The sequence below is a fragment of the Pseudomonas sp. OIL-1 genome, assembly GCF_010669185.1.
Lineage (GTDB): Bacteria > Pseudomonadota > Gammaproteobacteria > Pseudomonadales > Pseudomonadaceae > Halopseudomonas > Halopseudomonas profundi.
In genome coordinates, this window is record NZ_CP048629.1 from 183,102 (window position 1) to 197,542 (window position 14,441).

General features: G+C 58.3%; 17 protein-coding genes and 3 tRNA genes. 8 read left to right on the forward strand and 12 right to left on the reverse strand.

The window, feature by feature from the left end; translation table 11 throughout:
• Positions 1–55 precede the first annotated feature (55 nt).
• A complete protein-coding gene (locus G3M63_RS00855) occupies positions 56–763 on the forward strand; it encodes an SIMPL domain-containing protein (RefSeq protein WP_163981606.1) in 708 nt (235 codons plus the stop codon).
• A 1-nt stretch (position 764) separates the two neighbouring features.
• Here the strand turns inward: G3M63_RS00855 and G3M63_RS00860 are convergent, their stop codons facing one another.
• Together G3M63_RS00860 and G3M63_RS00865 are read right to left on the reverse strand one after the other, a co-directional pair.
• The gene (locus G3M63_RS00860) at positions 765–980 is read right to left on the reverse strand and encodes a hypothetical protein (protein ID WP_150299392.1); all 216 of its coding nucleotides are present in this window, start codon (positions 978–980) and stop codon (positions 765–767) included.
• A 72-nt stretch (positions 981–1,052) separates the two neighbouring features.
• The gene (locus tag G3M63_RS00865; RefSeq protein ID WP_163981607.1) at positions 1,053–1,730 is read right to left on the reverse strand and encodes an energy-coupling factor ABC transporter permease; all 678 of its coding nucleotides are present in this window, start codon (positions 1,728–1,730) and stop codon (positions 1,053–1,055) included.
• A gap of 233 nt (positions 1,731–1,963) precedes the next feature.
• Here G3M63_RS00865 and G3M63_RS00870 point away from each other — a divergent pair, with 233 nt between their 5' ends.
• Positions 1,964–2,140 (forward strand): DUF3094 family protein, encoded by a 177-nt coding sequence (locus tag G3M63_RS00870; protein ID WP_150299390.1) that lies wholly within the window; start codon positions 1,964–1,966, stop codon positions 2,138–2,140.
• A 48-nt stretch (positions 2,141–2,188) separates the two neighbouring features.
• Positions 2,189–3,511 (forward strand): NAD(P)/FAD-dependent oxidoreductase, encoded by a 1,323-nt coding sequence (locus G3M63_RS00875; protein WP_163981608.1) that lies wholly within the window; start codon positions 2,189–2,191, stop codon positions 3,509–3,511.
• Positions 3,512–3,566: 55 nt separating this feature from the next.
• Here G3M63_RS00875 and G3M63_RS00880 read toward each other — a convergent pair whose 3' ends face one another.
• The 7 genes from G3M63_RS00880 to G3M63_RS00910 all read right to left on the reverse strand — a co-directional run bounded on the left by G3M63_RS00880 (position 3,567) and on the right by G3M63_RS00910 (position 8,410).
• The gene (locus G3M63_RS00880) at positions 3,567–4,577 is read right to left on the reverse strand and encodes a DUF2891 domain-containing protein (RefSeq protein WP_163981609.1); all 1,011 of its coding nucleotides are present in this window, start codon (positions 4,575–4,577) and stop codon (positions 3,567–3,569) included.
• Between the two features lie 175 nt (positions 4,578–4,752).
• A tRNA-Lys gene (locus tag G3M63_RS00885) sits at positions 4,753–4,828 on the reverse strand.
• 11 nt (positions 4,829–4,839) lie between these two features.
• Positions 4,840–4,916 (reverse strand) — tRNA-Pro (locus G3M63_RS00890).
• A gap of 13 nt (positions 4,917–4,929) precedes the next feature.
• A tRNA-Asn gene (locus G3M63_RS00895) sits at positions 4,930–5,005 on the reverse strand.
• Positions 5,006–5,212: 207 nt separating this feature from the next.
• Positions 5,213–6,757 (reverse strand): phosphoenolpyruvate carboxykinase, encoded by a 1,545-nt coding sequence (locus tag G3M63_RS00900; protein ID WP_163981610.1) that lies wholly within the window; start codon positions 6,755–6,757, stop codon positions 5,213–5,215.
• Between the two features lie 327 nt (positions 6,758–7,084).
• Positions 7,085–7,966, reverse strand: a complete 882-nt coding sequence (gene hslO, locus G3M63_RS00905; RefSeq protein WP_163981611.1) for an Hsp33 family molecular chaperone HslO — start codon at positions 7,964–7,966, stop codon at positions 7,085–7,087.
• Positions 7,967–8,002: 36 nt separating this feature from the next.
• Positions 8,003–8,410 carry an RNA-binding S4 domain-containing protein gene (locus G3M63_RS00910; RefSeq protein WP_163981612.1) on the reverse strand — a complete coding sequence of 136 codons (408 nt, stop codon included), beginning with the start codon at positions 8,408–8,410 and terminating at the stop codon, positions 8,003–8,005.
• A gap of 390 nt (positions 8,411–8,800) precedes the next feature.
• On the opposite strand from G3M63_RS00910, the gene G3M63_RS00915 reads away from it, so the two are divergent.
• Both G3M63_RS00915 and rimK read left to right on the forward strand, forming a co-directional pair.
• A complete protein-coding gene (locus tag G3M63_RS00915; protein WP_150299384.1) occupies positions 8,801–9,268 on the forward strand; it encodes an ATP-dependent zinc protease in 468 nt (155 codons plus the stop codon).
• 10 nt (positions 9,269–9,278) lie between these two features.
• Entirely contained in the window at positions 9,279–10,184 is a 906-nt protein-coding gene (rimK, locus tag G3M63_RS00920; protein ID WP_150299383.1) for a 30S ribosomal protein S6--L-glutamate ligase, read from the forward strand.
• An 11-nt stretch (positions 10,185–10,195) separates the two neighbouring features.
• Here the strand turns inward: rimK and G3M63_RS00925 are convergent, their stop codons facing one another.
• From G3M63_RS00925 to yrfG, 3 genes are read right to left on the reverse strand one after another with little or no spacing between them, the layout of a single operon-like run.
• Positions 10,196–10,972, reverse strand: a complete 777-nt coding sequence (locus G3M63_RS00925; RefSeq protein ID WP_218573634.1) for a cytochrome c oxidase assembly protein — start codon at positions 10,970–10,972, stop codon at positions 10,196–10,198.
• 2 nt (positions 10,973–10,974) lie between these two features.
• On the reverse strand, positions 10,975–11,457 hold the full coding sequence (locus G3M63_RS00930) for a DUF2243 domain-containing protein (RefSeq protein WP_163981613.1): 483 nt from the start codon (positions 11,455–11,457) through the stop codon (positions 10,975–10,977).
• Positions 11,458–11,514: 57 nt separating this feature from the next.
• The gene (yrfG, locus tag G3M63_RS00935; protein ID WP_150299381.1) at positions 11,515–12,186 is read right to left on the reverse strand and encodes a GMP/IMP nucleotidase; all 672 of its coding nucleotides are present in this window, start codon (positions 12,184–12,186) and stop codon (positions 11,515–11,517) included.
• Positions 12,187–12,255: 69 nt separating this feature from the next.
• On the opposite strand from yrfG, the gene nudE reads away from it, so the two are divergent.
• The 3 genes from nudE (at position 12,256) to msrA (ending at position 14,364) form a co-directional block, all read left to right on the forward strand.
• Complete coding sequence (gene nudE / locus G3M63_RS00940; RefSeq protein WP_150299380.1) at positions 12,256–12,822, forward strand: ADP compounds hydrolase NudE; 567 nt, start codon at positions 12,256–12,258, stop codon at positions 12,820–12,822.
• On the forward strand, positions 12,819–13,622 hold the full coding sequence (gene cysQ, locus G3M63_RS00945; protein ID WP_163981614.1) for a 3'(2'),5'-bisphosphate nucleotidase CysQ: 804 nt from the start codon (positions 12,819–12,821) through the stop codon (positions 13,620–13,622). The genes nudE and cysQ overlap by 4 nt, the downstream gene beginning before the upstream one ends.
• Before the next feature lie 91 nt (positions 13,623–13,713).
• Positions 13,714–14,364: a peptide-methionine (S)-S-oxide reductase MsrA gene (msrA, locus tag G3M63_RS00950; protein WP_163981615.1), complete on the forward strand. Its 651-nt coding sequence runs from the start codon at positions 13,714–13,716 to the stop codon at positions 14,362–14,364.
• Positions 14,365–14,441: the final 77 nt, after the last annotated feature.

Here is a 14,441-nt window from a genome sequence, read left to right on the forward strand (position 1 = left end):
TCAGCGAACCCGCTTCGTTGAGCACTGCCTGCACTGCACTTTCAAGGAGAACTCCATGCCTCATCCTTTTTTCGCCGCCGTCCTGCTTGGCCTGGCTTGCGCGTCAGTACCTGCTTTGGCCGACCAATACGAACAGCGCTACAACCAGGTCGCCCTGCGCGCCGAAGTTCAGCAATCAGTCACCCACGACACCCTGCGCGTGACGTTCTTCGCGGAGGAGCAGGACAAGGAGCCGTCAGTACTTGCCGAGAACATCACCACACGCCTGAATCGCGGCCTGGACATCGCCAGACAGGCGCAAGGCGTCAAGGTTTCCAGCGGCAACCGCAGCAGCCAACCGGTATATGACAAGGAAGGTGAAAATATCGTTGCCTGGCGCGAGCGCGGGGAAATTGTGCTGGAAGGCAGCGACTTTGCGGTACTGACCGAACTGACCGGCAAACTCATGGGTAACCTGAGCCTTGGTAGCATGCAGTTCAGCCTGTCGCCCGTGACCCGCCGCGCTACCGAGGACGAATTGATGCAGGAAGCCATCGAGGCATTCAAGGCGCGCGCTGATCTGGCTACCCGCGGCCTGGGTGGCAGCGGTTACAAAGTCGTGCACCTGAACCTGAACTCGCAGATGTCGCAGCCCCCTGCCTTGTTCCGTGCCCGGACCATGGCAATGGCAGCCGACAAGGAAATGTCAGCACCCTCCGTCGAGAGCGGTCAGGCGGACGTAACAGTCAGCGCCGATGGCACGATCGAAGTGCTGTTGCGCTAATTCACGGTCGCATGAAAGCGTATTCGGCATCCTCGTCGAGGTTCTCGGCGAGGAAGTTGAGCTCATGCGCAATGTCCTGGTCACTACGCTCGCGTTTGTAGACGGCAATGAGCTCGCTCATCAAGGCACGCGCCAGATCCTGCTCGCTATAACCGGCCGTTCTGGCCTGCTCGCTCGCGTCTTGCATGATGGTTTTTGCCAGTGTGTAGACAGACATGCGCAGCCCTCTCAAAAAGCGTGAACAGGATTTGATTGCACCACAACCGCCGCATTCAACCATTGATCCGGCTCAAGGTTTGTCGTGTGGCTCCTGGAAATAACGGTCAGCATTGAAGGTTTCTACCCACTCGGGGCAGAACACCACCAGCCCTGAAACAATCATGCCGTTGATAAATGCCTCCGGAAACATCACCAGCAGCATGTAGCCAAAAAACTCCACGAGAGTGTCAGGAGGCGTCAGATTGCCGGACCAGCCCAGCATGCCCATACCCAATAACACGGCAGCCACCGCTGCAAAGCTGGCGGCAAAAAAACCGCTGATGAATATATACAGGAACAGATTGCTGGGTTTGCTGCGCTCAAGCGCCTGGCTGATGACTATCGTCACCGCAACCGGGCCGAGAATACGTACCAGTCCATTGGCACCGAAGGCTGCCGCATCGTCCATGCCGAGGATAACCATGGCAACCTGCGCCAACGTGCCGGCAACTATCGCCAGCGGCCAGTCCAGCAGCAGCGTAACGGCCGTCATGCCGATGAAATGGAAGGTCAGGCCGCTATCGAACTCGCGGCGCATCAGCCACAGCACACACAACAGAAAGACGCTGCCGTACAGCAAATGCTGCCTGCGCGCGTCGGCTGCCAACTCAACCCAGGGCGCATGGGCCAGCGCCCAGAGCAATACACCGCCATAGAGCAGCAGACTGACAATGGACTGAAAACCGGTTAGCAGGCTGGCTGCAAGCATAGAGACCTCTGGATGTGCAGCTGCTCCGTCGAGCAGGGCCGGTCTTTGCGACGGGTGCAGAGCCGGGCGATGAAAGAATCGGCGTGAGCAACCCAAACCGATGTATGTTGGAACTGGAGCAGGAAAAAATTCTGCGAGATGCATTCTGTGCATCCGCATAATAGAATGCGGGCATAGTCAGTCAAGCCTGAGCGCGCAACATCGAATTGCGCACACCACAAAAAGGTCATGCCATGCCAAGTCGCTTATATCCTGAAGACCAGAAACGGGTCGATGAATACCTTGCCTCCCCGATTCACCAGGTTAAACGCAAGCCCTTCAGAGTCTGGTTACTGCTGGCCGTGATAATCGGTTCGGTAATCGGTCTCGGCTTGATCGCGCGCTTTCTGGCAACGCTTGTCCATATATGAAGGACATGATGACTGACGAACGATTCCTTAATTGCAAGAGTCTCGTCCATGTCGCAATCAGAACTGCAAACTGCCCCTCCCCGGATAGTGATAATAGGAGGCGGCGCCGGGGGCCTTGAACTGGCCACCCGCCTCGGCCGTACCCTGGGGAAGCGAAAGCGAGCCCATATCACCCTGGCCGATGCCAATATGACCCATATCTGGAAGCCGCTGCTGCATGAGGTGGCCGCCGGATCCTTGAATTCGACTGAAGACGAACTCAACTACGTCGCTCAGGCCAAGTGGAATCATTTTGAATTCCAGCTTGGCTGCATGTCCGGCATGGATCGCGAGCGGCGCGAGGTCATCCTGGCACCGCTCAAGGATGAGCACGGTGATGAACTGATCCCCGAACGTCGTCTCGGTTACGATTACCTGGTGATTTCCGTCGGCAGTACCACCAACGATTTCAATACCCAGGGTGCTGCGGAACATTGTCTGTTCCTGGATACCCGCTTGCAGGCCGAACGCTTTCATCGTCTGCTGCTCAACCAGTATATGAAGGCCCAGGCCAGCCAGAACGATGCACCATCGGAACAGATCAACGTGGCGATAATCGGTGCGGGCGCGACCGGGGTCGAACTGGCCGCAGAGCTGCATCATGCCGCTCAGATGCTTCAGGCCTACGGCCTGAATCGCATCCGACCAGAGGATCTGAATATCAATCTGGTCGAAGCCGGACCGCGCGTGCTGCCCGCGTTGCCAGAGCGAATCAGCACACCGGTGACCCAGACCCTGAAAGATCTCGGCGTGAAACTGCATACCGGTTCGCCAGTAAAAGAGGTCAAGGCCGATGGCCTGCTGTTGGCCAGTGGCGAGACCATCCCGGCTTCGCTGAAAGTCTGGGCGGCGGGGATTCGCGCGCCGAAATTTCTGACCGAGCTGGGACTGGAAACCAATCGCATCAATCAGCTGCTGGTTACCCGTACACTGCAGATTCCGGATGACCCGCACATTTTTGCGTTTGGCGATTGCGCCTCCTGCCCGACCCGGGAGGAAGGCAAATTTGTCCCGCCACGCGCGCAGGCAGCACATCAGCAAGCGACCTTGCTGGCGAAAAACTTCCGCCGCCTGCTTGATGGCAAGCCAATGGAGGAATACACCTACCGCGATTACGGCTCGCTGATCTCCCTGTCCACCTTCAGCGCGGTGGGCAACCTGATGGGCAATCTCACCGGCAGCGTGATGCTCGAGGGCAAGCTGGCGAGGATGTTCTATGTTTCGCTATACCGTATGCATCAGATGGCGCTCTACGGGCTGCCCAGGACCATGATGCTGATGCTGAGCGATCGCATCGGGCGCAGTACCGAGCCGCGCCTGAAGCTGCACTGAGGCGCTTAGGGTCTGTCGCCGTTTCATCGAGGGTACGTTGAAGCAGCAGCAGAGCCTAGCAACCCAACGCCAACAACAGGAAGCTGGCGAGCCAGTGCTCGCCCATGTAGTCGTCTTGCAGGTGGGTACTGCCCGCCTGTAAATGACGCTGCGCGGTTGACTCCAACACCGCCCGCCGCGAATCGAATTCGTCCAACCCCAGGGCAAGCTCACGCAAGCACCATGCGCGGCTCAGATTGAGTCCGTCCAGATGCGCGAGGCGTCCGTCAGTGCGGTCTGCCGGCTCAACCGGCATAAACAGACTGGCCGGCCGGCCCTCCGCCAACTCTGGCAGAAAACCGGCAAACCACTCCAGGAAATCCCCACGGCTGAGTACTCTTTGTAATAACAAGGCTTCCTGCCAGCCTGGTGAGAGGAAGTCTTCTCCGCCTGGCTCCCAGCCGTGGTACTGCGCATCGCTCAGATAAAAGGCTTCAGCGCGGCGCGCCACCAGGTCACGCAGGGCGGCATTCTCCGTTCGCAACGCATGGTCATAGGCGAACAACATGGCGAAGGCGGTATTGCTGTGCGTGCCGGTGCGCACCGGGAAACCGAGCTTGGGCAGATAGGTAATAAAGCTGCCTGAAAGAAACCCTGCCAGGGGCTGGAGATTGCCCGCCCAGAGTCCCGCACGGGGATGACGGAGCTGTTTTAGGGCGTCATGCAGGCCTAACAGCCATGCCCAGCCGTACGGCCTCTCAAACCCTCCCCTGCCCGGCGCACGGAACCAGTCCAGCTCTTGCTCGATATTCTCGGCGGTGAGCTGCTGATCAAACAGCGCAATAATTTCATCTGTTGCATCCAAATCCGGAAAGCTGGCCAGCAGTCGCGCCAGCAGCCAGTAGCTGTGAACACAGGAGTGCCAGTCATAGCTACCAAAGAACACCGGATGGTTGCAGCGAGGCGCGGCCAGGTCAGTCTCGGAATTGAGCCGCACCCCTTCTGAATGCGGATATTCGCGCTGCACATGCCCTAGCGTCATGCGGATCAGCTCGGCGGCACGGGTAGGCGTCAGCGTATAGGTCATTGGACGGTTCCGGTCAGGCTTGAACGAGCCCTACCATAGGCACAGCAAAAACCATCAGGCAAGCATGGCCAGTGGAAAACTGATCGGAATGGGACTGCAGAGGAGTGCTGAGTGACAGGAATGAAACGGATAAAAAGGCGTATCAGGACGATACTGGATACTGCAGATATTTGAGTGGTGGGTCGTGTAGGATTCGAACCTACGACCAATTGGTTAAAAGCCAACTGCTCTACCAACTGAGCTAACGACCCATTCTCAAAAATGGTCGGGGTAGGGGGATTCGAACTCCCGACATCCTGCTCCCAAAGCAGGCGCGCTACCAGGCTGCGCTATACCCCGATATATTGCCAGATGGCTCCGCGACCAGGACTCGAACCTGGGACCCAATGATTAACAGTCATTTGCTCTACCAACTGAGCTATCGCGGAATTACCTGTACAACTTTACTTCTTCAAACCCTCAGTAGAAGCAATGACTTGCGTCACATATCCCCTGCTGAGGCGCGCCATTTTACCGGTCAGCGCGGGGGTGTCAACCCTTTATTTGAAGCTTTTGATTCCTTGCCTGCAGAGCGTCCGTTTAAACACAAAACCCGCCAATAGGCGGGTTCTGTTTACGGCTTTGTCAAGCCTGGATTACAGCTGCGGCCCAGCCTGAACGATCTCTTGCGAAACCTCGAACTTCTTGAAGTTCTCGACAAACAGCTTCGCCAGCTCCTGAGCAGCCGCATCGTACCTGGCCGGATCGGCCCAGGTGTTGCGCGGGTTCAGTAGCGTGCTGTCAACGCCCGGAACGGACTTTGGCACATCCAGGTTGATAACCGGCACGTGCTCGGTCTCGGTGCCGATCAGCGCACCAGACTGCACGGCAGCGATGATTGCCCGTGTAGTCGGAATACTGAAACGCTTGCCTTCGCCATAGGAGCCACCGGTCCAGCCGGTGTTGACCAGGTATACCTTGCTACCAAAAGCATTGATGCGCTTGATCAGCAGCTCTGCATACTCACCGGCAGGACGCGGGAAGAAAGGCGCGCCGAAGCAGGTAGAGAAGGTAGATTTGATGCCGCTACCCGAACCCATCTCGGTGGAACCCACCAGCGCGGTATAGCCCGACAGGAAGTGATAGGCGGCCTGCTCGTTATTCAGGATCGATACCGGCGGCAACACGCCCGTCAGGTCACAGGTCAGGAAGATAATCGCATTGGGCTCGCCGGCACGATTCTCGAGAACCCGCTTTTCAACGTGCTCAAGTGGGTACGCGGCGCGGGTGTTCTGCGTCAGGCTGACGTCGGTGTAATCGGCGACGCGGGTTTCCGGATCGATAACCACGTTCTCGACGATAGAGCCAAACTTGATGGCATTCCAGATGACCGGCTCGTTCTTCTGCGACAGGTCGATGCACTTGGCGTAGCAACCACCTTCGATGTTGAACACGCTGCCTTCGGCCCAGCCATGCTCATCGTCGCCGATCAGATTACGCGATTCATCTGCTGACAAGGTGGTCTTGCCGGTGCCGGACAGCCCGAAGAACAGCGTAGTGTCCCCCTCGTCACCCACGTTGGCAGCGCAATGCATCGGCAGCACGTCCTTGGCGGGCAGCAGGAAGTTCTGCACCGAGAACATGGCCTTCTTCATTTCACCGGCGTACTGCATACCAGCCAGCAACACCTTGCGCTGGGCAAAGTTGATGATGACGCAACCATCGCTGTTGGTACCGTCACGCTCGGGATCGCAGACAAAATGCGGCGCATTCATGATCTGCCATTCGGGCTTGTCGGAGGGGTTGTGGCGCGGTGCATTGATAAACAGTGTGCGACCGAAAACGTTGTGCCAGGCAGTCTCGGTAGTCATGACGACCGGCAGGTAGTGTTCCGGATCGGAACCAACATGGACGTGCGAAACGAAGCTGGTACGCTCTGCCAGGTAGGCAGCGACGCGATCCCACAGCGGATCGAATTTGTCCGCCGGGAACGGACGGTTGATCGGGCCCCAGGCGATAGCGCTGCTGGTGCCTGGCTCGTCAACGATGAATCGATCCATTGGTGAACGGCCGGTGCGAGCGCCAGTCTCGACTACCAGCGAGCCGTTGTCAGCCAGATGCCCCTCGTTGCGCTGGATCGCCAGTTCAATCAGGTGGGCGATGCTCAGGTCGGTATAAACAGTGTTGGTAGCTTGCGTCATCTAACGTCGTCCTCTTCGGCTTTGACCGAAATCTCCATGAAGACCGATAGGACCGGTCTCAGCACGTGGGGGATATCTGGTTAATAAATGCTAGGGAACCGCTGAAAAACTACTATGCTCGGTCATACTGCGTTGAAACCTTGTCGTTTCGCTTTGCCTGACCTGTGCTTGATGGTTTTCAATGTTTCCCAGTGGTTTTTGCGCTGGCCCACCGCGCAGGCGCGCCATTATGCCAAAAAAAAGACATCCGCGCTCAATTTGGCCCCGACAACGCATAGACAACATCCATAACGCGATGTGTTTAACATCATCGGAACCCATCATGCATCAGTGAAGACCCTTCGCATGCTCTTCGGCTGCCTCGAAGAGGGTATCGAGTGCCTGGCGATCGTAGCGGTACCGGGTATTGCAGAACTGGCAGTCCACAGTGACCTCCCCACCCCGCTCCTCAAGCAATGCCAATGCGTCCTCACGCCCCAAACTGACAAGCGCTTTGCCGGATCGTTCCGCTGAGCAGCTACATTTGAATACCACTGGGAGTGCGTCAAACAGACGCACCTCTTCCTGATGATACAAACGATGCAGCAATGTCTGGTTATCAAGTGCCATCAGTTCTTCCGGCTTCAGCGTATCTGCCAGCACGTTCAGGTGTGTCCAGGTCTCACGGCGCTCATCGGTATCGGTCTGCCGATCGGCGGGTAATGCCTGGAGCATGAAGCCGCGGGCGATACGCCCATCGGCAAGCAGACGAAACCGGGTCGCCAGCTGCTCGGAACTCTCAAAGTAGCCATTCAGGGCCTCGGCCAGCGTGGTGCCCTGCAGCGATACCACGCCTTGATAGCGTTGGCCGTTATCAGGGTCGATAGTGATGGCGAGAATGCCGTCCGGCATCAGCTCCGCCAGTTGCTCCCCTTCTAGCGAGTCGGCATAACGGGCGATGCCGCGTACCTCCTGGTTGCTCGAACACTCAACCATCAGCGTCGAGAGCGGACCGGAGGAACGCGCCTGGAGAACCAGCAGCCCTTCAAACTTCAGGGTGCTGGATAGCAACACCGCTGCGGCCAGCAACTCGCCAAGCAGCGATTTGACGGATTCCGGGTAGGGATGTTTCGCGAGAATCTCGCGGTAGCTCTGGTCGAGCGATACCAGCTCGCCGCGCACGTCCGCCTGCTCAAATAGAAAACGCTGGGAAACGTCCTGAAGCTGCATGATTTTCGGCCTTTTCAAAACAGCGAAGTATACCAATCAGTCGTCGGCGGATGCATTGCGCTCGTCGCGAAAGTTATGGATCTGCCGGCGCTGCTTCTTGGTCGGACGATGCTCGCTGATCAGGCCGCCGGCGCCCATCGCTTTGCGCTGCGCTGCGGCCGTCTCGCGTTTCTCGATACTCTCCGGCGTCTCTTCATATAACAGTTGCGCCTCGGGCGCGCCTCGCCGCTGCCCGCTTAGCTGTCGCACTACTACCGTGCGGGTATCGAAACCCTGACGTACCTCATAGACGTCGCCGACTCGCGGTTCTTTACTGGGCTTGCACCGCTCACCCTGGGCCTGCACCTTGCCGCCTTCAATCGCCGCCTTGGCCAGCGCTCGGGTCTTGTAGAAACGGGCGACCCAAAGCCATTTATCCAGACGAATCCTGTCAGTGTCCTGCATTCATTCAGACCTCGATTCCAGCTGTCGAATAACTAAGGAAGCGCAGAACAATTCCTTGCATTCTCTGCGTGACCTGAAGCGTGCAGATGCAAGGCGTGCTTCGCAGTTAATGGCCGTAGCCCTTAACAAGAGGCACAACGCAGCAGGTGCGCGCTTCAGGCTGCGCCCTTCGGGGCTGTCAGGCCGGCCCGCACTCGTCGTTGCGGTTTCTCGACAGGCCCCGGCATGCCTTCAAAACCGCGCCTCGATTGCGAACCAGCCTGATAGCCAGAGAGCGCAAGGAATTGTTCAGCGCTTCCTATACTCACGACGTCAGTTTAACAGTCTTGTGGTAATTCATGAGTTGCCCCATGATGCGCCCCATCCGGGCCGTAAAATGAGGTAGCGCCATTGAAAACCTTTGATCACCTCACCGTGATAGGTCTACGTGAATGGATCGGCCTGCCGGAGCTGGGTATCAACCAGTTGATCGCCAAGGTCGACAGCGGCGCGAAAACATCGGCATTGCATGCCAGCGATATCGAACATTTCGAGCGCGACGGCCAGCCCTGGGTACGTTTCAATGCCCATGCCGGCAGCCTGCACAAGCCACACAAGCAAGCCTGCGAAGCACCTCTCATCGATACCAAACGAATCAAGAGTTCCAACGGTCATATGCAGGAGCGCTGCGTCATTCGCACGCCGATGGTACTGGGCGACAGGACCTGGTCAGTGGAATTCACCCTGACTTGCCGCAAGGAAATGCGTTATCGGGTGTTGATTGGCTGTCGCGCAATGCTCGACGGCCAACTGGTCATCAATCCAGGGGTACGCTTCGTACAGGACAAGCCCCAAACTTCCAAAATCTCTGAAGGCTGAACGAATAATCATGAAAATTGCGGTACTGTCGCGCAACCCCAACCTGTATTCCACCCGCCGCCTGGTAGAGGCTGGTCGCGAGCGCGGTCATGAGGTCAGGGTTATCGATACGCTGCGCGCGTATATGAACATCACGAGCCACAAGCCTTCGATTCACTACAAGGGTGAGGAGCTTGAGGCCTTTGACGCGATCATCCCGCGCATCGGTGCCTCGATTACCTTCTACGGTGCGGCGGTGCTGCGACAGTTCGAAATGATGGGTGTGTTTCCGCTGAATGAGTCCGTCGCCATCAGCCGCTCACGGGATAAACTGCGCTCTCTGCAGCTATTGGCGCGCAAGGGCGTGGGTCTGCCGGTGACCGGCTTTGCGCATTCCCCCGATGATATCCCCGATCTGATCAGCATGGTTGGCGGCGCGCCATTGGTCATCAAATTGCTGGAAGGCACCCAGGGCATTGGTGTGGTCATGTGCGAGACCGAACAGGCTGCCGAGTCCGTACTGGAAGCCTTCATGGGCCTGAAGGCCAATATCATGGTGCAGGAATACATTCGCGAGGCTGGCGGCGCGGACATTCGCTGCCTGATCGTTGGCGACAAAGTTATCGCCTCAATGAAACGTCAGGCCAAGCCCGGCGAGTTTCGCTCCAATCTGCACCGGGGCGGGAGCGCCAGCCTGATCAAGATCACTCCTGAAGAACGCATGACTGCAGTGCGTGCGGCCAAGGTGATGGGGCTGAACGTGGCGGGCGTGGATATTCTGCGCTCGAATCACGGCCCGGTCGTCATGGAAGTGAATTCTTCGCCCGGGCTTGAAGGCATCGAAACCACAACAGGCAAGGATGTAGCCGGCCTGATCATCGAATACATCGAGAAGAACGGCCGCCCCAACCAGACCCGCACCAAGGGCAAGGGCTGATCGGTCGCGGGCTAGCCGTTAGCGTTAGCCCGCACATCTGCCTGCCGCGTATTGCCGCGCCTGCTAAAGGTCATCGCGAACAAGGCGACAAGCAATAGCACTTCGGCAAAATCCCCTCCGTAATACATCAGCTGCGCCGCCGCCCTGATTTGCTCAGGGTCGTGCGGCACGTTGCGTGGCCATAGATAACCGTACATCAGCTTGGCCAGGACCGAATGTGCCGCGATTGAAAGGAACAGCGCGGCGATCCGGCACCGGAAGCTCGGGCTATGCGCCGCCTGATCCGGCCCGGCGAGCACCGACCAGCAGAACAGATATCCCGCCAGTAGAAAGTGGATATGCACGAACGCGTGCAACCAGGCTGACTCCAGTGACGCCAGATACAACGGCGTGAGGTACAGCAGCCACATCGCGCCAACATTCAGTATCAGCGCAACCAATGGATGTGAGATGAACCTGACGTACGCGCTGCGCAGTAGCGTTGTGACCCTGCGCGCGGCGCTGACCGGTAGCGAGCGCAGCAACAATGTGATCGGCGCTGCCAAGACCAACGCCAGGGGCGCCAGCATGCCAATCACCAGATGCTGCGCCATGTGCCAGCGAAAATCGTGGTGCGCCAGCAGCATGGCCCCCGGCGCCAACGCCTGGACCAACAACAGACATCCGGCCAGCCAGGCAGTCACGCGCAACAGGCTCCAATTGCGCCCTGCCCGCCACTGCTGCATAGCGGCGCCCAGGTAGGCAAGGCCGAGGATGATGATCAAGCCCGAGGCGAACCAGGCAAACACGCTCAATACCCCGTAGTGCGACCAGCGCCAACCGGGTTACGGCTCGCCTGCCGATACAGCCACAGGCCGATGGCGATAAGTATCAAACCGATCGCATTCCAGACGATGTCGTACATCAGCGGGTCAACGTTGTAGCGGATCTGATGGATACGCAGCACCTTGTGACTGACAATGCCATCGAACACCTGAAAGCCGCCCGCGCCCAGAAAGAAACCGGCCCAGGCCCAGCGTCTGAACAACACACCCCGACGCGCCAGTCCGACGATCAGAAAGAGCCCCGCCACCATGGCGATCAGCTCGGCGGAATGCAGTAACCCGTCGGTGATTATGCCGATGGTCGGGGTAGCCAGATCGTAGAAGTGGTGCCACTGCAGGATCTGGTGGAAGATGATTTCGTCTACCGCGGCCATTACCCCAACGCCGATGGGCAGCGCGTATAGCAGCGAACGACTCGGTGGTGGTGTACCGCCTGTATCATTGCGCATGGGAACCTCACTCAAACCAGGTGAGCTTTTGACCCCATGCAGGGAAAGGCTGTTCCCCTACCCGCTCCGGGGACCAAGCGCCTCAGTGAGCACCGAATAGTCATCGACCGCGTCGAATTCCTCGGTATCGCGCAACGCGCCGCGGCTATCCGGTTGGCGGACCGCCAGCAGATGCGCCACGCCGTAATCGCGGGCCGAACGCAGGATATTCAGGCTGTCGTCAATGAACAGGGTGCGCTGCGGATCGAAGGGCACTTCGTCCTGTAAGGCGTGCCAGAAGGCTTGCGCCTCCTTGGGAAAGCCGAAATCATGGGAACTGATCAGCCGCTGGAAATAGGTCATCAGCTCGACACGCTCCATTTTCAAAGACAGCGAATCGCGGTGTGCATTGGTGATGAGGACCACCTGCCGACCACTCTTCTGCAGCGCCTTGAGGAAGATTTCGGCATCCGTACGCAAGCGGATCAGATGCGCGATCTCCCGCTTGAGCTCGACGATCGGCACGCCCAGCTCGCGGGTCCAGAAATCCAGACAGTACCAGTCGAGCTGGCCCTGTTTTTCAGCCATTAGCGGATATATTTCTGCCTTGCCCCACTCCACGGGCTGACCGTGATGTTCGGCATAGCGACGCGGTAGATATTCCACCCAGAAATGGTTGTCAAAGTGCAGGTCCAGCAAGGTTCCGTCCATATCCAGCAGGACGGTGTCGATCTCGTTCCAGTTAAGCATCGGCGGTTGGGCTTTGCGGCATGTGCCGCTATGATACCCAAGCCTTGATCAGTCCACCACGGAGCCCCCATGCCGCAGAAGCCCGAGACACTCGACGCCCGGATCGTTGCCAAGAGCCGGCTGTTTACCGTGGAGCAAGTCCAGCTGCGCTTCAGCAATGGCGTGGAACGCACCTATGAACGCCTGATCAACAAAGGTCAGGGTTATGGCGCGGTCATGATCATTGCATTGAAGGACGACCGCACCGCACTGCTGATCGAGGAGTACTGCGGCGGCCTCGACAGCTACCAGTTATCGGTGCCTAAAGGACTCGTCGAGCCGGGCGAAGACGTTCTCGATGCGGCCAATCGCGAACTGATGGAAGAAGCCGGCTTCGGTGCCGAGCGACTCGAATTGCTGACCCATCTTTCATTGTCTCCGGGTTACATGAGCCAGCAAATTTCCGTAGTGCTGGCACGCGACCTCTATGAAAAACGTTTACCCGGTGACGAACCCGAGCCGATACGGGTGGACTGGGTGGATCTCTATGCGCTGTCAGAGCTGACCGCGATGGAAAACTTCAGCGAGGGCCGCGCTCTGGCCGGACTGTATCTGGTGCGCGATCTGCTTGAACAGCGCGGCGAGCTGAAGCGATGACCCTCCCCACAAGCGTTGAGGAACTCTGCGCCCTGACCCGTCGGGCTGGCGATCGCACGCTCGAGTGGTGGCGACACAATCCTGAAGTAACTGACAAACCGGATGACTCGCCAGTGACTGCCGCCGATCTGGCTGCGCACCATATGATCGTCGCCGGCCTGCATGCGCTGACACCCGACATTCCCGTGCTGTCTGAAGAAGATACTGACGCACCCTTGGCCGAGCGTATGAGCTGGCAGCGCTTCTGGTTGGTCGATCCGCTCGACGGAACCAAGGAATTCATCGCCGGTACTGACGAATTCACCGTCAATATTGCCCTGATTGACAACGGCCAGGTGGTGCTCGGCATCGTTGGCGCGCCAGCCCGCAACACACTCTACTGGGGCGGAAAAGACCTGGGCGCATGGCGCCAGCTAGGCAACGAACCCGCCGAACCCATCCATTGCCGGCCCGCCGCTACCCCACTCGTGGTAGTCGCCAGTCGTCGCCATTCAAGCCCGGAACAGGAAGCCATGCTGTCGCGCATACAAACGCTGCAGCAGATCGAGCAGGTCAGCGTCGGTAGCTCCCTGAAATTCTGTCTGGTTGCCGAAGGTCAGGCTGATCTGTATCCGCGGCTGGCTCCCACCAGCCAATGGGACACCGCTGCTGCACAGGCGGTTGTCGAAGGCGCAGGCGGACAGGTGATCGGACTGGATGGCCGACGCTTCGCCTATCCCACACGGGAATCCTGGCTCAACGGGCATTTTGTGGCCATGGGCGACGTCCCATCGGAATTACTGACTCAGGTGCTAGGCTGAGTCCATCCGGCTCTTTGCGCTGGACACTGCCCCGGTCCGGCGAGATCATGTCGCGATCGTCCCTTTTCAAGTCCTCAGCAGGAGCCTGCCCATGTTCTTCCGCAGCATTCCCGAACATAAGATGCGCCTACCCACTGCAGAGGAAGCCTTGCCTGGCCGCGATAGGCCGATTCCCACGAGCGAGACCCATACCGTTCTCGGTACGCCTATCAAGCCGCCCTTCCCTGATGGCATGCAGCACATCATTTTTGGCATGGGTTGTTTCTGGGGCGTCGAGCGCCTGTTCTGGCAACTAGAGGGTGTGTATACCACGGCAGCGGGGTATGCCGGCGGGGTGACGCCCAACCCGACCTACGAAGAGGTGTGTTCGGGCATGACCGGCCACAATGAGGTGGTGCTTGTGGTGTTTGATCCGCAGCGGGTTAGCCTTGATGACCTGCTCAAAGTGTTCTGGGAAGGCCATGATCCGTCGCAGGGCATGCGCCAGGGTAATGATGCCGGCACTCAGTATCGCTCAGGTATCTACCTCACTGACGAGGCTCAGCGCGAGGCTGCCGAAGCCAGTCGCACGCTGTTCTCCCAGGCACTGGCCGCCGCTGGCCGTCCGGACACGACCACCGAAATTGTTCCGGCTCAAAGCTTCTACTATGCCGAAAGTTACCATCAGCAATATCTTGATAAAAATCCGGGCGGTTACTGCGGTATCGGCGGGACAGGTGTATGCATGCCGCCTCGCTCGTGAATCGACCGGTCGTTTCGCATGACTGCAGGAATGCCCGGAAGATCAATACGTTGCGTAATTTCCGGATGAGATGGTAA